Source organism: Curtobacterium sp. MCLR17_040, assembly GCF_003234735.1.
GTDB classification, from domain to species: Bacteria; Actinomycetota; Actinomycetes; order Actinomycetales; family Microbacteriaceae; genus Curtobacterium; species Curtobacterium flaccumfaciens.
The window spans coordinates 16824-38526 of record NZ_QKTE01000009.1 but is presented as its reverse complement, the minus strand read 5'-3'; the positions used below and the strand labels follow the sequence as shown (position 1 = coordinate 38526).

The 21703-nt window shown below is 65.9% G+C and carries 25 protein-coding genes, 1 tRNA gene and 1 pseudogene; 14 read left to right on the top strand and 13 right to left on the bottom strand.

Annotation, left to right across the window (positions count from 1 at the left end; all coding sequences use genetic code 11):
• Positions 1-5: 5 nt before the first annotated feature.
• From DEJ01_RS18400 to DEJ01_RS09845, 3 genes are all read right to left on the bottom strand, one after another.
• Positions 6-140 carry a hypothetical protein gene (locus DEJ01_RS18400; RefSeq protein WP_258375676.1) on the bottom strand — a complete coding sequence of 45 codons (135 nt, stop codon included), beginning with the start codon at positions 138-140 and terminating at the stop codon, positions 6-8.
• A 428-nt stretch (positions 141-568) separates the two neighbouring features.
• A complete protein-coding gene (locus DEJ01_RS09850; RefSeq protein ID WP_111092852.1) occupies positions 569-1078 on the bottom strand; it encodes a hypothetical protein in 510 nt (169 codons plus the stop codon).
• A gap of 82 nt (positions 1079-1160) precedes the next feature.
• Entirely contained in the window at positions 1161-1418 is a 258-nt protein-coding gene (locus tag DEJ01_RS09845) for a hypothetical protein (protein WP_111092851.1), read from the bottom strand.
• A 619-nt stretch (positions 1419-2037) separates the two neighbouring features.
• On the opposite strand from DEJ01_RS09845, the gene DEJ01_RS09840 reads away from it, so the two are divergent.
• Genes DEJ01_RS09840 through DEJ01_RS09810 form a run of 7 tightly spaced genes read left to right on the top strand, consistent with a single transcriptional unit; the run spans position 2038 to position 6535 of the window.
• Positions 2038-2253: a hypothetical protein gene (locus DEJ01_RS09840; RefSeq protein WP_111092850.1), complete on the top strand. Its 216-nt coding sequence runs from the start codon at positions 2038-2040 to the stop codon at positions 2251-2253.
• Positions 2250-2882, top strand: coding sequence for a hypothetical protein (locus tag DEJ01_RS09835; RefSeq protein ID WP_111092849.1), 633 nt, complete (start codon positions 2250-2252; stop codon positions 2880-2882). Before DEJ01_RS09840 ends, DEJ01_RS09835 begins: the two co-directional genes overlap by 4 nt.
• A gap of 45 nt (positions 2883-2927) precedes the next feature.
• Positions 2928-3965 carry a hypothetical protein gene (locus DEJ01_RS09830; protein WP_111092848.1) on the top strand — a complete coding sequence of 346 codons (1038 nt, stop codon included), beginning with the start codon at positions 2928-2930 and terminating at the stop codon, positions 3963-3965.
• Positions 3966-3978: 13 nt separating this feature from the next.
• Positions 3979-4254, top strand: coding sequence for a hypothetical protein (locus DEJ01_RS09825; RefSeq protein WP_111092847.1), 276 nt, complete (start codon positions 3979-3981; stop codon positions 4252-4254).
• Between the two features lie 39 nt (positions 4255-4293).
• Positions 4294-5148 (top strand): hypothetical protein, encoded by an 855-nt coding sequence (locus DEJ01_RS09820; protein ID WP_111092846.1) that lies wholly within the window; start codon positions 4294-4296, stop codon positions 5146-5148.
• A complete protein-coding gene (locus DEJ01_RS09815; RefSeq protein ID WP_146247583.1) occupies positions 5145-5396 on the top strand; it encodes a hypothetical protein in 252 nt (83 codons plus the stop codon). The genes DEJ01_RS09820 and DEJ01_RS09815 overlap by 4 nt, the downstream gene beginning before the upstream one ends.
• Positions 5396-6535, top strand: coding sequence for a hypothetical protein (locus DEJ01_RS09810; RefSeq protein WP_111092844.1), 1140 nt, complete (start codon positions 5396-5398; stop codon positions 6533-6535). The genes DEJ01_RS09815 and DEJ01_RS09810 overlap by 1 nt, the downstream gene beginning before the upstream one ends.
• A gap of 123 nt (positions 6536-6658) precedes the next feature.
• Here the strand turns inward: DEJ01_RS09810 and DEJ01_RS09805 are convergent, their stop codons facing one another.
• Together DEJ01_RS09805 and DEJ01_RS09800 are read right to left on the bottom strand one after the other, a co-directional pair.
• Complete coding sequence (locus DEJ01_RS09805) at positions 6659-6898, bottom strand: DUF2188 domain-containing protein (RefSeq protein WP_181438407.1); 240 nt, start codon at positions 6896-6898, stop codon at positions 6659-6661.
• 100 nt (positions 6899-6998) lie between these two features.
• Positions 6999-7403 carry a DUF1508 domain-containing protein gene (locus tag DEJ01_RS09800; protein WP_220038676.1) on the bottom strand — a complete coding sequence of 135 codons (405 nt, stop codon included), beginning with the start codon at positions 7401-7403 and terminating at the stop codon, positions 6999-7001.
• A 752-nt stretch (positions 7404-8155) separates the two neighbouring features.
• On the opposite strand from DEJ01_RS09800, the gene DEJ01_RS09795 reads away from it, so the two are divergent.
• Entirely contained in the window at positions 8156-8470 is a 315-nt protein-coding gene (locus DEJ01_RS09795) for a hypothetical protein (protein WP_111092842.1), read from the top strand.
• Positions 8471-8552: 82 nt separating this feature from the next.
• Here the strand turns inward: DEJ01_RS09795 and DEJ01_RS09790 are convergent, their stop codons facing one another.
• The 5 genes and pseudogenes from DEJ01_RS09790 to DEJ01_RS09775 form a co-directional block, all read right to left on the bottom strand.
• Positions 8553-9482: a class C sortase gene (locus tag DEJ01_RS09790; protein ID WP_111092841.1), complete on the bottom strand. Its 930-nt coding sequence runs from the start codon at positions 9480-9482 to the stop codon at positions 8553-8555.
• Positions 9483-9499: 17 nt separating this feature from the next.
• Complete coding sequence (locus tag DEJ01_RS18395) at positions 9500-9685, bottom strand: LPXTG cell wall anchor domain-containing protein (protein ID WP_111092840.1); 186 nt, start codon at positions 9683-9685, stop codon at positions 9500-9502.
• Between the two features lie 3 nt (positions 9686-9688).
• Positions 9689-9868: pseudogene (locus DEJ01_RS18565) on the bottom strand (prealbumin-like fold domain-containing protein); the annotation flags it as partial.
• A gap of 408 nt (positions 9869-10276) precedes the next feature.
• Entirely contained in the window at positions 10277-10729 is a 453-nt protein-coding gene (locus DEJ01_RS17910; protein ID WP_146247582.1) for a hypothetical protein, read from the bottom strand.
• A 134-nt stretch (positions 10730-10863) separates the two neighbouring features.
• Positions 10864-13218 (bottom strand): hypothetical protein, encoded by a 2355-nt coding sequence (locus DEJ01_RS09775; protein ID WP_146247581.1) that lies wholly within the window; start codon positions 13216-13218, stop codon positions 10864-10866.
• Positions 13219-13387: 169 nt separating this feature from the next.
• On the opposite strand from DEJ01_RS09775, the gene DEJ01_RS09770 reads away from it, so the two are divergent.
• The gene (locus DEJ01_RS09770) at positions 13388-13594 is read left to right on the top strand and encodes a hypothetical protein (RefSeq protein WP_111092837.1); all 207 of its coding nucleotides are present in this window, start codon (positions 13388-13390) and stop codon (positions 13592-13594) included.
• Positions 13595-14286: 692 nt separating this feature from the next.
• Here the strand turns inward: DEJ01_RS09770 and DEJ01_RS18560 are convergent.
• Positions 14287-14460 (bottom strand): helix-turn-helix domain-containing protein, encoded by a 174-nt coding sequence (locus tag DEJ01_RS18560; protein ID WP_375342381.1) that lies wholly within the window; start codon positions 14458-14460, stop codon positions 14287-14289.
• A gap of 293 nt (positions 14461-14753) precedes the next feature.
• On the opposite strand from DEJ01_RS18560, the gene DEJ01_RS09760 reads away from it, so the two are divergent.
• On the top strand, positions 14754-15581 hold the full coding sequence (locus tag DEJ01_RS09760; RefSeq protein ID WP_111092835.1) for a hypothetical protein: 828 nt from the start codon (positions 14754-14756) through the stop codon (positions 15579-15581).
• 76 nt (positions 15582-15657) lie between these two features.
• Here the strand turns inward: DEJ01_RS09760 and DEJ01_RS09755 are convergent, their stop codons facing one another.
• Entirely contained in the window at positions 15658-15900 is a 243-nt protein-coding gene (locus DEJ01_RS09755) for a hypothetical protein (protein ID WP_111092834.1), read from the bottom strand.
• A gap of 326 nt (positions 15901-16226) precedes the next feature.
• Here DEJ01_RS09755 and DEJ01_RS09750 point away from each other — a divergent pair, with 326 nt between their 5' ends.
• Positions 16227-17075, top strand: a complete 849-nt coding sequence (locus DEJ01_RS09750; protein WP_146247580.1) for a hypothetical protein — start codon at positions 16227-16229, stop codon at positions 17073-17075.
• Positions 17072-19000 carry a hypothetical protein gene (locus DEJ01_RS09745; RefSeq protein ID WP_146247579.1) on the top strand — a complete coding sequence of 643 codons (1929 nt, stop codon included), beginning with the start codon at positions 17072-17074 and terminating at the stop codon, positions 18998-19000. Before DEJ01_RS09750 ends, DEJ01_RS09745 begins: the two co-directional genes overlap by 4 nt.
• An 89-nt stretch (positions 19001-19089) precedes the next feature.
• Here DEJ01_RS09745 and DEJ01_RS09740 read toward each other — a convergent pair.
• Positions 19090-19179: transfer RNA gene (locus tag DEJ01_RS09740), tRNA-Ser, on the bottom strand.
• 143 nt (positions 19180-19322) lie between these two features.
• Here DEJ01_RS09740 and DEJ01_RS09735 point away from each other — a divergent pair.
• Complete coding sequence (locus tag DEJ01_RS09735; protein WP_111028716.1) at positions 19323-20330, top strand: SGNH/GDSL hydrolase family protein; 1008 nt, start codon at positions 19323-19325, stop codon at positions 20328-20330.
• Positions 20331-20340: 10 nt separating this feature from the next.
• On the top strand, positions 20341-21702 hold the full coding sequence (radA, locus tag DEJ01_RS09730; protein ID WP_027467076.1) for a DNA repair protein RadA: 1362 nt from the start codon (positions 20341-20343) through the stop codon (positions 21700-21702).
• The last annotated feature ends 1 nt before the right edge of the window (position 21703 follow it).

Below are 21703 nucleotides of genomic sequence, written 5' to 3'. Positions count from 1 at the left end.
GGAACTTAAGCTGCGCTCACGGCCTGACGGTGCGCACCGCTGGCCTTGAACGTCTCCTCGATAGTCGGCACGTACACCGGAAGTGCGATCGTCTCGACATCGTTGGTCTTGATCTCCAGGACCTTTGCGTCATTGCTCATGATGTTCCCCATTTCGAGTAACGCACACGACGGCGTCGCGTGCTCCAAAGGAGGCCACGCCGTAGAACGACCTGTTCCCCCCTCCTTCGACGGTAGTGACGTGTGTTGCTGAGCGCAACCCTTCTTGCAAAGAAGATTTCCGGCTCGGGCAATCGCCCCGCCAAGCACGTGTGCATCGACCCCGAGCGGAACGATTCAGGCGGCTCGACCGGCGCAGCGTTGAAGCCAGTTGAAACGACGCGGTCGGCGGCGTCGCCTCTCCGCCGGAATCGTCTGCGGCGAACTGACTCATGCTGCCAGCATGCCGAGCAGCCCCGCCATCGATGGCATCCGCCTGGCCGTTTGTGGCCGCACGCCTTGTGCCCCCTGCCGCCTCTGTGGCTATCACACCTGCTCGGATGCGGCGGAAGTCGTTCGTACGGGCCATGTCACGCCGCCCTCTTGAACTCCCCCGTTTCGATGTCACGCTTCGGCTCCGGCCTGTTCATCCACGCAGCCTTGAGGCTCCCCGGTCGGATGTCGTCTGCGCAGTCGGGGCAGTTGCTCGGGGTGTGGCTGGACAGGTGGTTCATCGGCCGCTGCGGGAACGGGCCGTGGAGCTCGCACACGATGGTGACCGACGTGTGCTGGTCCACGTATCGAACCCGCGCGTAGTCGTATCGGTCGCCGTGAAGCTGTCGCGCACGGGAGATGAACATGTCTCGGCGGACGGACGGGCGGGAGTTCCGACGGCCTGAGCAGTCCGGGCACCGCTGACCGCGGCGGTGCTCGTTCGGCTCCTGCGTGAACTGCCCATGCTCGGGGCAGCGGATGGTGACTTTCGTGTGAGCGTTGACGTACTCGGCGAGCACCTCGGAGTAGTCGTATCTCCCGCCGTGCTTCTCAGTTGAAGCAGCGACGAACGCGTTCGCTCGAGCAGTGAGGGTGTCAGGCGACATGGGGGTCCTTTCGGTCACCTCCCCTATGCGCGGAAGTGCCGCCCTGTCGTGTAATCCGTCGCTGCCGGTGTGATCGCGGCCGTCAGCTGGCGTGTTCGTGCAGCCAGACGAGGACGTCCGGCCGTTCCGACGTCCCTCGAGAGCGGAGGATCTCGACCGCCTCGGACAGCGCGGCGACGAGGACCACGGCGTCGTCGAAGTCGACGGTCATCGACGCCCCAAGCAGTCCTTCAACGTCGACCATGCCGCTGGGTTGGAGGGTGACGGGGATCTCGTCCATCACGATTGCGATCGCGGTCCCGCCGGTGCGGTCGCTGGTAAACCAAGTGCGGTGCTGCATGGTGCTCCTCCCGCACCGCCCGGTGCGGCGCTGTCATCCGTATGCGCGGGCGGCAGATGGTTTGAGCGCTCCGATGGAAGCGGGCCGTCGCCGAAGGCCCGGAGGCTGCGCCGCATGTAGGTGCGGAGGCGTCTGTCGGATCACGCGCCGACTTGCGATCTCACGCTCAGACGGGTGGAGGACGACTATAGGGATAGACACGTTTATAGACAGCCCGTCTATCTATACCTTCTTACTTATATATAAGTAGTAGTAAAGGTAAGTAAGTAAGGAGGGGCCCCTAGATCCCCGCTACTTCCCCGGAACCGCGCGGTTACGGTCGACTTGACCTTCGGCGGGCTCGGGCAAGCGACCGGCAAGCAGAAGCCGGGCCTCGACCTCTCTCGCACCGCAAAGCGTCGGCGTTTTGCGATCTGACGACGAGCCGCGGCCCCGTCGATGACCACCCTCGCGGCGGTTCAGCGCATAGCTGCGGCCGCGGCGGCGCACCTACCGCTTCCCGCCGGGGCCCGCACAGAGTCGCGCACCGCAGGATGCAAGCCCGGATGCGTGACCGGAGTCAACGATCTCGTCGCCATGAAGTGTCGACAGCGGGCCACTCGTTCCTTACTATGAACGCATGGTGGGCGAAGCGCCGGACCTGTGGGTCTCCGTCGACGAGTTCGTCGCGGAGCCCGTCCGATGGTTCCTCGAGGTGATGGACGGGCGGGACGAGATCATCACACGAGGCGGTATCCCGTTCGCGCTGTTCCGCCCATCACTCGAAACGCTGCACCGTCACGACGACACCGGCCAGGGCAGCGACGGCGTACCTGCGGAGAGAGGCACACGATGACCAACGGGAAAGACCGCCAGGACGACGCAGCCGCTGCTGGCGTGAGCAACGAGAATGCCGGTGCGGGCGGGCAAGGCACGCGGCAGCCGCACGCGGCGCATCACCTGGCGCGGATCCCGTTCACCACCCTCCGCAAAGAGGTGCCCGCTGACCTTCATGCGTTGTACGTGCACGTTGACGCCGACCAAGCCGTCATTCCCGGCCTGCAGATGGGCGTCGGTGCGCTCGTCGTCCAGCAGTGGGACCCCACGTACGCAGCCGCAGGGTGGACGCTCTACGGCGCCGACCTCACCCTCGACATGGGACATCCGTTCGGCGCGCTGTTCTACCGAAACGACGTCGACGAACGGGTGCTCCGAATCGGCGTCCAATGGCACCCGCCGGTACAGCGGCTTGAGTTTCCCGCCCTGCATCCGTCGAAACCGGAACTCAGCGGCGACTGCACCGAAGCAGAGGTCGACGCGGTCGTCCTCGACGCCCGGAGCCGCATTGGAGCGCTCGTCGCCATCAACGCTCAGATCGGGTCATGGGTAGCCACCGAGGAGAGCGAGGACGCCATCCTCGCTGCAGCGGGTCTGGGGTTAGAGCGGCTGGCGGAGGACGACGCACGGTTGGCTCACGATGCCTGATCGGGAGAGGCCGTCGGCGGAACCGGTGCCGGCCCACGTGGCCACATGCTCTCTGATGAGGTGCGCGTGATGGCGGGTCGGCAGTGGGTGCAGGACATCCGGCATCAGCAGACGATCCTGTCGTTGCCATTCGGGCTTGGGTGGACGATCGATATCACCGCCACCCTCACCGCCCTGGCTGTGGCCGGCATGCCTGCTCGTGTCGAGGCGTTTGACCGGCTGCGGTTCGATGACGGCCGGTCCGGGTTTCTGTCCACGCCGGACCCGACAGCCACGATTAACGACGACGGCACTCCGGCCGAACGAACCGAGGACCTCATCATCCTGCCCGGCGGGTCAGAAGGTGGCGTCCTGTCGTTGGCGCGGCGGTACCCCGACCTCGTAGTCGTGAACGGGAAGCGGCAACGTGTCTGGGCGAACGGCCGGCAAGTGCACGGCAGCTCGATGCAGCGCGACGCGACGCCTGGATGGCAGACCGTGTTCGCCAGCGCCCGGACGATCGTCTTGCACGGAGGCGGCACGCACGCCATCGCGGACCGCGTCGGCATCCCGGCGGATGACATCCAAGCCGTGATGCCCGTGCTCGGTGCGCACATCGTCCACACACCAGTCGGGTGGGAAGCAGCCGACCGGCACGCACTGTGCGACTGGGCGTTGGCGGCGTATCCGGGTCCCGGCGGGATCCGCACCTGCTGGCGCCGCGACGTCAGCATCGACGCTCAAGCAGACGAGCTGATCGGGCTTGGCGGGGTGATGTCGGACCGGTGGGCCGCGCAGCAGTCCGGCGTCTTCGTCCCGCCGAACCGCCTGACTGCGTTCTTCGCCCAGCACCCCGACATGCAAGCGCTCGGCTACGAACCGGTCACCGTGAACGACGCAACCGTCAGAGTCGTCATTCCGCAGGACACCACCATCCTGACCGCGGCCGAGGGGTGCTGCACAGACGACTTCATCACCGCGCACGTCATGTACGAAGACAGCTGGGTGACCGCGAACACAGAGGCGGTGAACGCGCTGCGGCAGCTGCTGCACTTCCAAACCGACCTCGCCCACGACCTCCGCTGGCACCCCAGCGGCAGCTGACGAGAGTCCACCGATGACGCTGCAGCTGCTGTCCCTGACGTTGGCGTACGACGACGCACGCTTCTTCGGCGCCGTCATGTTCACCAACCTCGACCACCCTGACGACAAGCCCGACACGGTGCTGATCGACCACACCGACGCGGCGCCATGGTTCCGGCTCACCAACATCGACCCGGACGCCCAGTACCCATCGGTCCCAGCGATGGCGGAAGCGGACCGCATCATGCGGTTCATCCTTCGCTACACACCCGAACGCATCGGCCGCACCGCGCCGACTTCCCAGCCCTAACCCTCGCGCTCCTGTCCCGACTTCTTGGAGGTACCGCTGATGATGCGTCTGGTTTCCCTGCACCTCTCGAACGACCGGATCCTGTGGGGGCATGTCCTCCTCGAGGACACCGAGAACCCGGACGCGTCGATGGCGCGGATCATGATCGAACACAGCGACAAGGAACCCGGCTACGAACTCGTCGACCGGAACCGGCGGCGCCTCACCGATCTGACCGTCCCCGCAACACGGGAAGCTAACCGCATCGTCCAGACCCTCCTCATCCCCGCCTCCGAAATCGCGAAGCGGGAGAAAGCGGTCCGCGCCGTCATCCACTCCGGCTACTTGGAGGGGTTCCCGGACGACATGCCCCGGCAAGGGCAATTGTGGATGTACGCCCGCGGGGAAGTCACCCGCGAGCAGCTCAGCGCGTACGCCGACAAAGGCCGACAAATCCCACGCGCACCCGGTGCCGCTCCTGCTGACGTGCCCGAGGAGTGGTGGCAGGCCACGCGAGCTCGCATCCGCCGGCACCTGCTGGACACGACCCTCACCGAAGCGGAAGCCGCCGCCGCGCTGCAGATCAGCATCGACGAGGTCGGTGAACTGTTTGGGTCGAACCGGCTGACCAGCTTCGACCTCGACGGCGAAGAACGCATCCCCGACTGGCAACTCATCCGACCTGCCCTGCCCGAGTTCGGCGACCCATCCAGTCTCCTGCCGGGCCTGGACGTCCTCTTCGCCGCGGCACCGCAGCGGCTCCTCGACGCGGCAGCGATGACCGAGTTCATGACCACACCCCGTCAATTCCTCAGCGTCGACGACGTGCCCCTGACACCGTTGGCCTGGATGCAGCAAGGCAGGCCACGCGCCACCGTCATCGCCTTGTTCCGCGGACGGCGGTGGCGGTGGTGACCACCCGACCCGAGCTGTTCCTCCTCACCGTCGCGTTCGACATGGCCGGCACCCACGGACACATGTACTTCCGCGACCCACCGGACCCCGAGCTCCGGCAAATCATCGTCACCAGCACCGACAGCGACGGCGGCTACCACTGCGAACCAGCACACGGCGACACCCGCGACGGCTGGGAGCCGTTCCTCACCGAAGCCCGCTGGCTCATCGCCCTCATCCGCCCAGACACCCCCGAAGAGCGCCGCTGATGGGCCCCGCACTGCAATGGGTCGCCGACGCCTACGCCGGACGACCGCAAATCACCCTCCCCTACGGACTCGGGGACACCGCGGACCTCACCGACGCCCTCGCCGTCCTCAAACTCGCCGGCCTGCACGCGTTCGTCGAGTCCCACGACACGCTCCGCCTCGCCGACGGCCGCAGAGCCCGCTTTCCATCGTTGACGCAGCGACCACGCGACGAGCCGGACGCCGCCGCGGAACTACTGCTGTTGGCGCCGCAGACGGTAACGCAGATCGCACTCGCAGAACAAACCGCGACCGTGTTGCTCGTTGACGTCGACCGACGACGGGTCTGGGTCGACGGGAAACAGGTCCTCGGCGTCCACGACCGGTGGAAAGACGCCGCACCCATCTACATCACGTTCGCCGTCGCACGGATGCTCGCAGTCAACGGGTCCACCTTCGAGGGCCTGGTGCGGTCGGGCCTCACTCCCGGGCAGATCGACGACGCGCTCGCACGCCTCGGTAAACGCGTGCACCGCACCGACATCGGATGGGAGTCACGGAAGATCGGTGGACTCATCGACTTCGCGATCGCCTGCTACCCGGGGCCCGGCGGCATCCGCACCCGATGGCGCTCCGACCTGCCGTTGCCGGAGCAAGCGGAGCGGCTCATCGCCGCGGGCTGCATCAACTCCGGCCGTAGCATCTCCGACCGACCTGGCTACCCAGCGATCACGAAACGCCCCACGCCTTACCGACTCGTCGCGTTCAGCCGTGACGAGGTCGACATGACCGGCCTGGGCTTCGAGTCAGAGGGCCCGACCGCCGCCAGCTTCATCATCCCCGCGGACGTCAGCAGCATCGCCGACGAAGACGAGCAGTGGGCGAGCACCGAGCTCGTCATCCCGGCCGACCCCACCATCTTTCACCACCGCAACCGCCGCCGGCTACACCGACCGAACCGACGACATCATCATCACCGCCAACACCCTCCTCCGCGCCGACACCCGCAACGTCGACGACAACCGGGCGTTAGAGGAAGTGCGCGGCAGCCTGCAGTTCCTCGCCGACACCGGCTACGACCTTCGGTGGAACCTGCCGAGCTAAAGAAGACCCGCCACCGGTGTGCGTGCATCGAACCGGACTTCCTGTCAGCGAACTGAACCGACTGCGTTGTGCACACTGGCGGACTCATCACTGACAGCGACACCGCAGGGTGCCCGACTGGGCACTGAAGGCATCGGACGGGTTCACAACCTGTGAACCCGTCCGATGTGCTGAGTTGGTTAGCCGCGGCTGCTTCGCGGGTCGTTACCGGGGACGATGGTGTCCTTCGCGCGGATTTGTCCATCTCGGCTGTGGATGTTGAGCTCGCCGCCGCCGGCGTTGCCGATGATCTGCCGGCCGCGGTCGATTGCGTCGGCCTGCGTGTTGGTGTGTGCGGAGGCGCGTGCTGCACCGCCTGCCTTGACGTCCCATCCGCCGTTGGGGTTCTTCACGACGTGTCGGTCGTTGCTGTTGGTCACGATGTTCTTCTTCCTGCTTGTGCCGCACGAGGGCGGCGCAGGTAGTGATGGCGGTCGGCGGGTGGGCGCACCCGCCGACCACCGGTGAGGGGTGAAGTGGCTACACGCCGGTGGCGGTACCCGCGTTCATCTGCACGTTGGTTGCGGCCCGTTGCGCGTTGGAGTGCGACTCGAACGCTTCACCGGATGCAGCGACCTTGTCGCTGGAGCGCCATGCGCGCCATCGCCACTTGCCGGCACCATCGAGGTACACGTCGTACCGGGCGGTGAGCGCGCCGGTCTTGAACGACGAAGCGGCGCGCTGAGCGTTTGTGGACGACACGAACGTCTCACCCGCCCAGGCGACCATCTCGCCGTTGCTGGCGTAAAGCCACCAGGACCATTGCGCGTTCTGGGTGGGCTGAATCGAGAATCGGAGGGACACTGTGCCCGCTCCTTCCATTGTCGGCAGGGTGATTCCTGCGAAGTAGGCCACCGGGATCGGCGGCGAAGGAAGATCAGTCACGACGGGTGCGACTGTGATCGTCGGCTCGACAGATGGAGCCGGCGCGAGGACGTCCGGCGGCGTGATTCGACACGCCCAAGCTGGGGCGGCGAAACCCGCAACTTCGCGCGACGCGCGACGCAGGATGCGTCCTCGTGGGTACAGTGAGGCTCAACCGGTAAGGGTGACCATATGGTGGCTCCGATCTGGTTCATGGGACACGGTGAACGCTCCTGGCTTCGAAACTTCGGCGCACATCGTGTTGCGACAACCCTCGACCGGATGACCCGGTCGGGGGTTTGTTTATTGTGGGGCTGTGGAACACCTCACATGATCGACACTACATCTAGTGGCCGACAGCCGGGCCGACCACAAGAGAAAGTGTTACAGCCGTGTAGTTCTCCACAACGTCCTCCACACTGTGGACAGGTATGTGTACCCCGTAATTTCGCGGATCTGGACGTCGCCTCCGACGCTCCTCCACACCTTGTGGACGGCCCGTTCCACAGGTGTGAGCGCACACTCATCGGCGTGTCGCGGGTGGTTGCGTGACCCATCCGGCCCCTCCACGACCCGGCCGCTCGTACGACGTGGCTCAACAGGCGCTCGTGGAGATCGCGACCGCTGAAGACCGGACGTGGCGGCATCCGCACGCGACGGAACAGAGTGCTGCATCTCCGGCCGCAGCATCTCAGACCGGCCCGGCTACCCAGCGATCACGAAACGCCCGACGCCGTACCGACTCGTCGCGTTCAGGCTTGGGCGAGTTGGACATGGCCAACATCGAGTTCGTACCGGACGGCGCCGCCCCCGCCAGCTTCATCATCCCCGCGGACGTCAGCAGCATCGTCGGCGAGGACGAGCAGTGGGCGAGTACCGAGCTCGTCATCGCGGCCGACCCCACCATCGTCCCCACCGCGACCGCCGCCGGCTACCGGGACCGCAGCGACGACATCATCACCGCCAACACACTCCTCCGCGCCGACACCCGCACCGACGACGACACGAAAGCGCTGAACGAAGTTCGCAACCGGCTCTGGTTCCTCGCCGACACCGGGTACGACCTCCGATGGAACCTGCCAAGCTGACGGCCGTCGCGCTCATTCAGGAGCTCGGTGCCGTAGGGAGGTGGACAACCACGTGCAACACCTCGTCCACCGGACCGGCAGCTCAGCTCGGGGCGCGCACAGGGGTCGCAAGGTCGCAGACCGCGGACGGGCCTCGTGCTCTGGAGGACATCCAGACGTAGAAGGTCATCAGTAGAACGGCTCCGAGCAGCGCGCCGATCCAGCCTGGCAACCCGGGCGTGCTTGGGGGATGCGTCGCCGAAGCAACGTCGGTCGGGGGCGTCGGGAGGATCCGGGTTCCCGTCACCAAAATGCGATGGCTGTTCACGCCGAGCGGCGTGCAGGTCACCAGGGTGACCAGATCCTTGCCGGGAGTCGGCAGCAAGGTTCGTGTGTCCGTCGGTTTGATCACGAGCGTCGTTGTGACACGGTAGGTGAGGGTCCGCCCGAACACATCGATCGAGAACCGATCACCAGGTCGGACTTCGTTGAGCCGTGTGAAGAGCTCCGCCGACGCTAAGCCCCGGTGTCCGGTCAGCACCGCGTGGGTGCCTTGCCCGCCCACCGGCAGCGCCGTTCCCTCGAGGTGACCGATCCCCTCAGCCAGGACGGCGTCCGAAGTCCCATGGTAGATCGGCAGATCCGCGCCGATCGACCGGATCCGGAGGCGCGCCATCAGCCCGTTGTCATCCGCGGCAAGCTGCTGACCGTACCCCCGGACTGCGCTCGTCGGTTGGCGTGAGTGTGGGACATCGACGTTCGCATCGACCGGCACCCCCTTCCCGAGAGCGGCGTTGTATCGGGCAGCATCCGCAAGCTCCTGCTTGCGGTTGCTGGGTCCGATCTTCTCGATCGTCTGCACGTAGCGGCCGAGCTTCGCGCTCTCCTGGTAGTGCGATACCCAGGTCGCCGCTGTCGGGTAGAGCAGCAGTAGGATGCCGACGAGACCGACGACGGCGATCGCCAGTGGCGCCCTGGCGATCCGCCGCCGCGTCGTCGACGGCCCCCCTGGGGCTTCGTTCGTTGACTGCATCAGCTGGTCGAGCCGCCCTACGGCCGCCTTGCCTTCATCCTCCTGCGCACGAGGAATGCCGCGCCGGCCGCGATTGCGAGGAACCCGGTACCCGCCGCGGTGAACAGTGCCGCTCCGCCGCCACCGGTGAGGGGCAGCATCCAGACAGGCACCTGCGTGTTGGCGACCCGGAGGACCAGGGCATCGTCGATGGAGCTCTGCACGACCGCGGCTCTGATCGGGCTGGGTGCCGACTGGTACCCGGTCGGGGCTGCCGTTTCGACGTTCCAGTAGTCGCCGACGCGCAGCCCGTCAACGGACGCGTTGCCGTCAGCATCTGTTGTGAACGTCGTCGTGTCACCTGGAACTGCGGTCGTCCGTCCACCGGAAGGATGACTGGAGCGTATCGCGCCGCTCGTTCCGAAAAGGGATCGTTCGTCGAACGGTCGGTACGAGCCCCACTTCGGTGTGTGGACGGGCCGGAGGAGGTTCGTCTCAACTCCGGCCCGCGCAGGAGCTGGTGAGACCCCTGCGCGTGACGGTAGCTCGGTGAACGCGACGGCAGCGGCAACAGTCCGCGATACGTCGCACCCGATGCCGAGCGCCGGCGGTCAGATCTTCGCCAGAGCGCCAGCCGCTGTAGCCGCTGAGTCCCAGTCGATATTCGCCTCCTGGGCATGGGCGTGGAACTTCACCCGGCCATTCATTGCGGCCTCGGTTGCCGTGTAGAGCGGGCTATCGTCGTTCGCGCCCACGCCCGCGGCGACCGTCAGTCGCCCGGTAGTAGGCCACGCCTACTGACAGCGGCCTACTCATCAATCAACCGTCACACTCCAGGCGCTATCGAAGGTGCTGTTACTCACAGAAAATTCGACAAAGATCACGCCTTCATCAGCCGCGGGAACCCTCAACGACTCCTCCGCATCGCGACAGAAGAGATCATCAAACGGCACCTCTGAGGAGCCCCCATCCTCATACTTGAGGCGCAGCAACCCATCCATCTCGCCCTCACCGAAACACGAGAACCGGAGTTCGTTGACGTTGCGCGGCTTCTCGAAAGACGTAGAAATCTTGCTTCCGCCCGATTTTTGGTCTTTATCAACCCGAGCGAATAGAACCACTCCTGAGCCGCCTTCATCGACGGCCTTTTTCTCATTAATCCACTGCGTAATTTTCCCGTCACCGTCGGCACTGCTCCCAAGCGCACATGATGCGAGCGTAAGCGACGCAACCGCAAGCACGAGGGCACCAACAGCCTTAACTCTCATTGAATGACCCGCTCACAGCTCGTCGCCTTTCAGTCGAGGAGGCGCTCGTGTCGCCCTCACGGAGACCGACACGAGCGCCTTTCAATTTAATTTGCGTTCTGCCCTGGCGGCCTAGACCATATAAAAGCAGTTGCTCACTTCTCGAATCGACATTCGAAAAGGTTACGAATAGGTTCGAATGCATATTTCCAACCACTCTTGGATGACGTCGATCCGAAGAGTGAGTAGTGCTGAGTCTGCTGAACCTTGTACTTGAACCGCTTACCCATGGGGGCGCACGTGTACAGCATCCCGTCTTTCTCGAATGCCCGTGAGGTCGACTTCGTTCCGTAGGTCACGGTGGTCGACTTCGTGATTCCCAGTGAACCGGAAACCGCTCCACGAGTGATGCCAAAAGCGGTCTGCACTTCCACCTTTGCCGTACCCTCCATGGTTGCCGTGCACTTGGTCCCCCTCGGGGCCTTGCACCCTCCGATGATATCGGACCAGTTGGTATACCGGTTATCAAGGAGCTTCTTGTCTGTCACCGCGAGAGATGTCCAGTGGGCGACGATTGGACCGGCCCGCAATTGCATGCGATCTTCATCCGAAGATACGTCATCCGGCTCCACGGCGATGGCATTACTGTCTGCCGTGATCGTAGAAACAGGAGAGTCTTTCGTAGCAGCGGGCCCATCCCACGCCTTCTGACTCACAACAGTAGCTTGCCAGTAGTAGTTCTGTCCGTCCGTCAAGAGTCCTTCCGGCACAGGCGTTTCACTATCTTGGACTGTATTCGTCCAAACTACAGCACTCATTTCGGGATCGGACGCAATTGAGAACGTAGTTTGGATCTCGTTCCCGAACGCGGTGTTGCCGGAAGGGGATATGGCCAGCAGGATATCCCCTGCAACATGCCGTCCATCGGCTGGGAATGTTGACAACTCCGATGCCGACCAGTCGCCGAAACCGAGCGAAACTGACTTCTGCGTGACAGCTTCACCGCTCTGGTCAACAACCGTGGCAGTGATGTCATTCGGCCCGCCCGACGGCACAAAGGAGAGCTTGGAGTTTGTCGCTCGCGTTTCCGAAAGCTGGACAGGTTCGGACTCAACGTCCCCTCCGTCAACGATCAGTTGCTGACCAGAGGATGCCGCGGGCGCGGCTGTGACGGAGCAGGTCACGGAGTCGGGCGTGACAGCCGTCCATGATCCGGGGGTGTACGTGCCGCAGTCAATGCTCGGGCTTCGGGGATCGATGTACCACCCCTGCACGTCGATGACGTAGTTGGTGGCGTCTGCAATGTTGTTGAGGCTGATCCTGCCGTTCGCACCGAGGGGGACGGTGACCGTGTTGGTGCGGATCTCGTCCGTCTGGAAGTTGATCGCCGTGGTGTCGGGCTTCGCCGCGCCGTCCGCCCACACAGCGGCACGTCCGTCGCTGCCTCCATGGGCGACGACGAGCGTCAACACGACCGCGGTGATCCCCGAACCCATGACCGGGACGCCGGCGGCGCCGGCGATCTGGATGGACCGCGTCTCATTCTTCGCCAAGATCGTGTTGCCCGTAGCACGGGAGTCGTACGCGCGGCCCGTGCCAGGGGTGAAGCTCGCACCGGTCTGGCCGGCAGCGGTGAAGTAGCCCTGCAAGTCGATGACGAGGTTGACCGTGGACGACGCGTTCGCGATCGTCATCTTCCCGTCAGTCGACAGGCCCACCTGCGCCTGAATCGAGGTCGTCGTCGATGGCGTGTAGTGGAGCGAGTTCTGCGGCTTCGCACTGCCCGTGGCATATGGGGTGAGGTTGCCGTCGGAACTGGTGGAGTTGATTGCGATCAGGTTCACCACCGCTCCCGACGCATCAGCCGGGACACCGTTCGTGCCGGCGACCTGCACGTCGACGCTCTTCCCGGGAGCGATCGTCGCCTTCGGCGCACCGAGCCCGGAACGGGTGTCGACGAACCGCTTGCCCGCGACCGGAACGAACCCGCCGGCGGCCGTACCGTTCGTGTTTGCGGTGTAGTAGCCCTGCACGTCCAGGATCACCCGCGCCGAAGTCTCAGCCATGATCTGGATCGTGCCGTCCGCACCAACCGCGACGGTGGCGGTGTTCGAGACGTACTCCCCAGTGTTGCCGTTGTAGATCAGCATCGACGTCCGCGACGTGTCCGCGTCGGGCCGGCCGAACAAGGTGCCGTACCCCGGCGCAGTGCCAACAGTGGCGTTCAACGACACTGCACCCACGGAGCCGTCATCCGGGACGCCAGCAAGGCCTGCCACCTTGATGGTGCGGTACTTCCCCGCCTCCATCGGCGTGCTGAACCCGCCGGTGCCCTTCGCGGTGTCCAGGATGCGGCCAGTCGCGGGCGTGAACACACCGCCAGTACCGGTGTCGTTGAGTGCCTGCGCCGGCGTGGCGACGAGCAGTGATCCAACAAGTGCGAGCGCGCCGAGGGCGGCAGCAGCGATGCTGCGCCTTCTCGAGCGCGGAGCGTGCAGCAGTGTGCGCACGAGACCCCCTACGTGATTGACAGCACGGGTTGCTGTCGGCTTGCGCAGCATAAGAGAACGCTGTGCACGCCTGCGTGACACCCGCACGGGGGCAGAACTCAAAAGCCCCGTTCACAACGGGTAGTTCCACCTCGGCCTTAACGGTTGCTCAGGCAAGAGTTATGACCGCGTGATCTTCGATCGTCAGCAGTCGAGGCTTGCCGCCCCGCCGACCGGCGCCCGCAACGCCATGGACGAACACCCAGCCGAGCTCGACCAGATCACCGCCGTCCTCCGCGACGACCGGTTCAAGGAGCGCGCGACGCTCCCCTATGGCGGCGCCCAGCGAACACAACGTCGTCGTCGAAACCGCATCGGTCTTGCCCTCGCGACCTGATGGTGTCGCTCACGGAGGCGTTCAACGGCACTGCGCCGACACTGCCGTCGTCGGGGATGCCGGCGAGCCCGGCAGTGCGCAACTGCACCTGCGGTCCACTTGCAGACCATGCTCGCGGACGACCGTTCGCTCGTCGCAGCCCGACCGCTTCTTCCCGAATCATGCGGGGGCTCGCCAGCCGTTGGAGGCTGGACAGGAACCACCCTCGCGGGCTACGTTCCTACTTATGACCACCCCGGACGCGTTGGCGGACTTTCTCAGTCTGGTTGCTGATGTCGACGTGCCACGTCTGGGCTGGCCGACGTCCCTGCTGCCCCCAGACGGCGTCCACGTTGAGGCTTTCGAACGTAGCTCGAGCCTGAGCATCTTTGCGTCCTCCGAGGGCGCGGAAGCGGGCGCACGACTTGACCTCATCACGCGAGAAGTGGTGGTCACCTCCAGCGGCATGGACGCGGTGCAGGAGCGAGCCCTCCGTCGCCTCGTGCTGAGCTACGTGGCGGATCGCAATGCATTCGACGAACAGTGCGGCATCGAAACTCATCCCGCACCGCCCGACCGTGGTGAGGACGACCCCGACAGGTGGACATCGATGCAACTCCTCGCAGCGGTGACGGAAGGCTCCTGGTACCCGCCGGCGCCTGCACGAAAGAGACCCGCAGACTGGGCGGAGTTCTTCGCCCGCACCGAGGAATTCAACCGCGAGTTTCGGAGGCCCCGCGACGTGGCCACAGCTCCGCGTCCAGTCCCGCCTCAAGCCGGGCAATCGTCTGCAGGTCTGGCCACGCCTGACCCGCCAGGACCCGCTGGAGAGTGACATGGCCAATGCCTGCGTCAGCGGCGACCGCGCGGAGACTGCGTCCCGCCATCGCGTCGCGGAGATTGAGGACGAACTGGCGGGCGACTTCACCGAACGGGTCACGGGACCGAACGCTCGGCCACGGTGCGTCAGCGAGCTCCACTGGCAGCGCACGCATCGGTCGACCCATGCATTCAGCGTAGAGGGCGCCACCACTACCGAAGGCACGTCACACGCACGCGATCCCCGACGCAGGGCCAAAGCGCACTCGCCGTCCGCTCGCGCGGAAAGACAATTGAGCTCCGATGACGAGGTTTTCACGCAATGACGCGCGGTTCCAGCAGCAGTCCGTACCGGCCGCAGATGGCCGACGCCGAGTGGGCGACCATCGGACCGTACGTCCACGACGTCGTCGCCCGCGCAGAACCCCTCGTCACCTACGCCGCACGAGACCTCTACCCCGTCGTCGCCCGATTGGCGTTGACCGCCCATCAGGTCCACATGCCCCTTGAAGACGATGAAGTGCTCGACCCATTCACGGTCGAACGGTTCGTGCAGTTCCACCTCAACTCGTACAACCGCGCCAGCCGTAACAGCATGCGCGCCCGCCTACGCCGTGTCTCCGAAGCACTCCTCGGCGAGGGTGCCGCCGTTCGGACTCGAGCACTCGGGAAAGCGGAAGCATCCCGCCCGTACACGACGAAACAGGTCGCGGAACTCGATGGGTGGGCGCTCGCGCAACCCTCCGAGGAACGACGAACCTCAGCGCGAGCACTTCTTGCGCTCGGGCTCGGCGCCGGCCTCACCGGCGCCGAGATCATCGCACTCCGCTCCAGCAGCATCCGCACCATCGGGGCCGCAACCTACGTCGATGTGGCGGGGGCAGACGAGCGCATCGTTCCGGTCTTACCCGACTGGGCTCCCGAACTCGGGGAACGTCTAGCGTTCGTCGGCGAAGACGGGTGGGCGTTCCGCTCTGCGCAACGCGGCGGCAACATCAACCTCATCACCGACTTCGTCTCCCGGAACGGGCCGCACATGCCCTTGCAGGCGCGGCGGATGCGCGCCACATGGCTCGTGCACCACCTCGAGGCGGGAACACCAGTGAAGGCACTGCTGCGCATCGCTGGACTGCGATCAGCGGAGGCGCTCGACCGGATCCTGCCCTTCGTGGAGGACTCGACGCCGTGACCGGCTCCGCCGCCTCGCCACCCACGTCGTAGAACGGCGCAGGAGAAGGGATCGAGGCGGCGGAGCCAACCAGCAGCTACCGCAGCGCGCGCGGCTCGAGGATCAGTCCGCGGTCGGCGAGGATACGTACCGCTTCGGTGAGCGCGGCTGCGAGGTCGGCGGCGTCCTCCATATCGACGGTTAGGGCGGCTCCCCCGGGGCCATTGATCGTCATCGTGTCCTTCGTGCCGAGGAAGACGGTGAGGTCGTCCGCGAGCTCTGCGACCGTCGTTCCGTCGGCGCGGTCCACTTCGAACCAGTTGCGCTTCGTCGTTGCCATGGTGTTCTCCATCCTGGGGTGACCCGGTGCCATCCCGGAAGTGCATATGCGCGGACATCCAGGCGACATGCCCGGGATGCACCGTATGCCGCCATGAGTTTCCGCTGGATCCAGTCGGCGTCGAACTGATCCCTGATCTGGACTTTCGGGTTCCAGGGGGATCCGAAATCCCAGATCAAACGCGTCAGATCCGCAGCTCCTCGCGCTGCCCGCGCATAGCTCCCGACGTGAAACCGATACTCCCCGCCTCTTCCGAAACCGCCGCCGCGATAGCACACTGTGTTCCTAACAATGAACACAACACGCCGGACATCGTGGAGGCAGTCATGCAGTACTTCCCACAGCGGGCGAACCCGGCCCAATGGCAAGTCATCCGACAGTTCGTCGCGGCCTGCGTCCTCGACTACCGACCGCGCACCGCCCAGGTCGCGGGAGACCTCATGTCCACGCTGACGCACTACGTGCTCTGGGCTGTCAGCGAAGCCCACGCGTCCCTCGACCGCGACGACCTGTTCTACCCGATGATGATTCGCCGATACATCAACGCCATCGCGCGCACTGCCTCATCGAAACGGACCTACGCGTCGCGCCTGTACCGAATCGCCAACGTCATCGGGGGACTCCCCGATAAGTCCCGCCCAACCACCTCCGACAGAGGGCACACGGTCCGGACGTACTCCAACCGCGAACTCGGCGACATCGACGGCTGGATTTCAGTCAGGAAGACCGCAACGAAACGACGCGACGCGCGCATCGCCGTCGGACTCGCCGGCGGCGCAGGCCTCCGCACCCACGAAATGTTCACCCTCCGACACTCGGACATCCAACGAACAGGCGCCCGGGTCCAGGTGACCGTCGGCAGCGAGAACCGCCGCACGGTCGATGTCCACGACGACTGGACCTGGTACTTCGATGACCTCCTCGACGAGCCCCCTACGTCCGATGCCGCCGTCCTCAAAGGAACGACAACGGCCGGGAGCTTCACCAAAGTCCTGGGCGAGCTCCTCCGAGGCCCGCACCCCGCCCCGAACCTCACCCAGCTCCGCGAGACCTGGGTCATCCGCGCACTCGGCACCCTGCCCGTCGCCGACTTCCTTCGGCAGTCCGGCTTCACCAGCGCCGCATCCCTCACCCGATACCTGCCCTACCTCACCACAGGAGAAACCAACCGATGACTACCGCAGCTAGCAACAACGACGACGACGCCACAAACCGCTTCGACGAACTCGTCTGGGGCAAACTCACCGCGCAGGAAGCCCGCGCAGGAAGCGGCAGCCACGCGATGATTCCCGGCTGGTGGGCCGCCGCATGGCTCGCCCGGATGCTCGCCTCCCCACTGCCCGGACGCTGCGACCTCTGGCGCACCGAAGACAACGCCGACAAGAAACCCGGCGGACGGAAGCCACTGTTCAGCGACGCCGTCACCCTCACCCTCTCGATGCTGCTCGTCCTTGAAGGGCAGCCGCTGAACCCCACCACGCTCGGGCACCTCCTCGAAACCCGACTCGACGACGACGCCAAGGAAACGCTCGGTATCGCACACCTCTACAACCGAGCCGACCGCGACTGGTACCACGTCGCCTACCGGGCGCTGCACCGCATCATAAAGCTCATCGACGGATGGCCCGCGCCCAAACGCCTCATGCTCGTCGACGAACGAGAAGCGATTCTCGACAGCCGCGACGAAACCGACGTCGCCGCAAAGCGTGCCCGGGGGCAGGAGTTCGGCAACATGCTCCTCGACATCGTCATCAGCATGCAGCCCGAGGAACACCAGCGAACCAGCATCTCCGTCTCCGTCGACCAGACGTCCCTCCGAGCCGGCAGCCAACGACGCCGGTGGAAGCGCGACAAGAAAACCGGGAAGGAAATCCGCCGCTACCACCCGACCACCGGAGCCGAACTGGACCGCCCCACCCTCGAGCTGGAAGCAGGTCTCTACCCGAAGGAGAAGGGCGCAGCAATCAAGGACCCCTCCGGTGCGGACGTGTTCATCGCCTCCCAGTGGGAGAACGTCTACCTAGCCAACATCCTCATCGACACTCGTGCGGACCCGACCGCCGACCACAGCGACGCACCCCCGCTGCTCATCCGCGCCATCAGCGTCGCCACCCCCAACAAGCGCGTCGGCGAAGACACCCTCGAACTGCTCGACTCCATCCAGTCGCGCGGCTACGACATCACCCGGCTCACCTTCGACATGGGTTACAACCACGCCATGTCCGGCGGCTTCCACAAGGGGCTGCGCGAACGAGGCATCCCGAACGTGCAGGACTACCGCGCGGAACAGAAGGGCATCACCAACGGCGTCGGCGGAGCGAAGTTCGTCGAAGGTGACTACTACTGCCCAGCGACAGCTCCCGAACACCTCGACGCCACAGTCGACTACGACAAGGCCAAGGGCAACATCAGCGAACGGCAGTGGCGCGACAACCTCGCCGAGCGATGGAAGTTCGCGCTGCACCTCAAGGACGTGAAACCGAACGGGAAAATCCGACTCAGCTGCCCCGCGCTCGGACCGTCCGCCACCGTCGCATGCGACATCCGCGAAGCACACGCACGAGCATTCCGCGGGAAGCGGGAGCCCGGCCAGGTCCTCAAGAAGAACCTACCGAAGCGCTGGGCCGAGACCGCGGTCTGCTGCCAGGACTCCATCACCGTCGACCCGAACGAGTTCCTCACCGAACAGCAGAAGTACCGCTACGGCAGCGACACATGGCTCGACGTCTACCGGACGGACCGGAACGTCGTCGAATCGGTCAACGACAAGCTCAAGTCCGACTTCCGCGTCGACCTGAACACTGAGCGACGGATGCGCGGCCTCGCCGCAAACCAGTACGTGTTCGCGTTCAAAGCCGCCGCCCTGAACTACAAGCGCATCGCCGACTACGCGCGCGCCCAGCTCCGCAAGGCGGAGAAGGCGAAGCGTCGCTCTAACCTCACCCCCATCCGCCCCAACGTCGAACTGCCCGCCACGGTTTCGAAGCCGGTCGAGAAGAAGGTCCGCAGCCGCGACCGGCACGGATGGTCCGACTACGGACGCAACCGGAAGAAGTTCCGCAGCGTCGCAGTCAAGCCCGACATCACGCCCGAAGGCTGAACCAGAAGAGCCCCCGACCGCTAGGTCGGGGGCTCTTCTGTGTTTAGGAGTTTCGCAAACTGGGCGACCCAGTTTCGCAAACAGCCCGTTGGCGGTACCGGTGGGATTTGAACCCACGGTGGAGTTGCCCCCACACATGTTTTCGAGACATGATCCTTCGGCCGCTCGGACACGGTACCGGGAAAGAGTTTACACGATCCGGGAGGCCCGTGATGACACCCCGGGTCGGCTCGCCCTCCACAGGCGGTCACCTGCTGGGCTCTCCCCACACCCACAGGTCCTCCTCGTCTCCGGCAAGACCGGCGGGCGTACCGTCCACGGCATGAGATCCCGCACGCTCATCGCACTCCTCACCTCCGTCGTCGGCAGCCTCGGCGTCGTCGGTGCCGCAGCCGTCGGTGCCCGCGCCGGCGTGAAGGGCCAACGGGCAGCGGCGCAACGGGTCGTCGACATGCTCCCGATCCACGCCGACTGGTGGCGGGAACGACAGCAGCACGAGGGGCAGCTGCTCTACGTGGCGATCGGTGACTCGGCAGCGCAGGGCGTCGGTGCGACCGCACCCGGGCGTGGCTACGTGGGGCTGCTCGCGCGGCGCATCCGGCACCGTTCCCACATGTCGGTCCGGGTGGTGAACCTCAGCGTCTCCGGTTCGACGACGTGGGGTGCGAAACGTGACCAGCTGCCGAAGCTCCGGCACTACGCGCCCGACGTCTGCACGGTGTCGATCGGGGCGAACGACATCGCCGACTTCGACCCGGACAAGTTCGAGCGCAACATCCGGGCGATCTACGGCGCGGTGCCGTCGCACGCCGTGGTGGCCGAGCTGCCGTGCATGTTCGTGCCGGACCGGGAGCGCAAGGTGGCGGTGGCGAACGAGATCGTGCACCGGGTGGCCGACGAGTTCGGGCTGACCGTGGCGCCGCTGCACACCATCACGAAGCGCGTCGGGGTCCGCCGCACCTTCTTCAACAGCTACGGCGACCTGTTCCACCCGAACGACCGCGGCTACGAGGTCTGGGCGAGCGCCTTCGAGCCCGCGGTCGACGCGCGCGTCGACACCGTGGCGGCGATCCGGCACTACCTGTCCGTGCGCGAGGCCGAGAACCTCGGTCGCGAAGCCGGGGCGGTGGCGAACGCCCGCGCCGAGCAGGACACCGACGGTGCCGAGGCACTCGATCACGCCTCGCGCCAGGGTCCGGGGCCGGTCGAGCGCCTGCGCCACCGGATGACCGGTTCGATCGCAGTGCCCGACGAACGAGACCGGTCGGACGAACCAAGCGGACCAGACGAGCCGGACGATCGCGCCGGTGATGTCGGCCGTACGGCCTAGCCTCGACGACATGGCGCGCCCGCAGTCCCTCTACCGTTGCACCGAGTGCGGCTGGACCAGCATCAAGTGGGTCGGCCGGTGCGGTGAGTGCCAGACCTGGGGCACCGTCGAGGACAGCTCTGCGGCGTCGGCGAGCACCCGCGGCACGTCAGCGGTCGCCGTCACCGGCGCCCGGGCCGCGCGACCGATCACCGAAGCCCGCGGCACCTCGGTGCAGCGCTGGCAGACCGGCATCGGCGAATTCGACCGCGTCCTCGGCGGCGGCGTGGTGCCAGGCGCGGCGGTCCTGCTGAGCGGCGAGCCCGGCGTCGGCAAGTCGACCCTGCTGCTCGAGGTCGCTTCGCGAGCCGCAGCCTCGGGCAAGCGCGTCCTCTACGTCAGCGCCGAAGAGTCCGTCGACCAGGTCCGACTCCGTGCCGAACGCACCGGGGCGATGCACGACGACCTGTACCTGGCGAGCGAGGTCGACCTCGGCGTCATCATCGGCCAGATCGACCAGGTCCAGCCCGACCTGCTCATCGCCGACTCCGTGCAGACCATCTCGTCGAGCTCGATCGACGGCATCGCGGGTGGCACGTCCCAGGTGCGCGAGGTCGCCTCGACCCTGATCCGCATCGCGAAGGACCGCGCCCTGCCCGTCCTCATCGTCGGCCACGTCACGAAGGACGGCACGATCGCCGGCCCGCGGCTCCTGGAGCACCTGGTCGACGTGGTCTGCCACTTCGAGGGCGACCGGCAGACGGCACTGCGCTTCGTCCGGGCGCTCAAGAACCGCTTCGGCCCCACCGACGAGGTCGGGTGCTTCGACATGGGCGGCGACGGCATCCACGAGGTCCCCGACCCGAGCGGCCTCTTCATGTCGAAGAACGCCACCCCGGTGTCCGGCACCTGCGTCACCGTCGCACTCGAGGGGCGTCGGGCGCTGCCGGTCGAGGTGCAGGCGCTCATCGTCCCGAGTTCGGCGCCACAGCCACGCCGGGTCGTGAACGGTGTCGATGCCTCCCGTGTCGCGATGCTGCTCGCGGTGCTCGAACGCCGCGCCGGCCTCAAGCTCTCCGACGCCGACGTCTACGTGTCCACGGTGGGCGGCATGAAGCTCACGGAGCCCGGCGCCGACCTGGCGATCGCACTGGCCCTCGCGAGCGCCGCACGAGACCGTCCGTACCCGCACACGCTGGCGGCCGTCGGCGAGATCAGCCTCGCCGGCGAGATCCGTCCGGCCACGGGCACGAAGCAGCGCGTGAACGAGGCCACCCGCCTCGGGTTCACGACCGTGCTCGGCTCGGACTCCGGGCACCTGCGCGAAGCCCTGCGTGTGGCGTTCTCGATGACGCAGTCGCCGCGCGAACGCGAGCTCGACCGCGCGTTCTGAG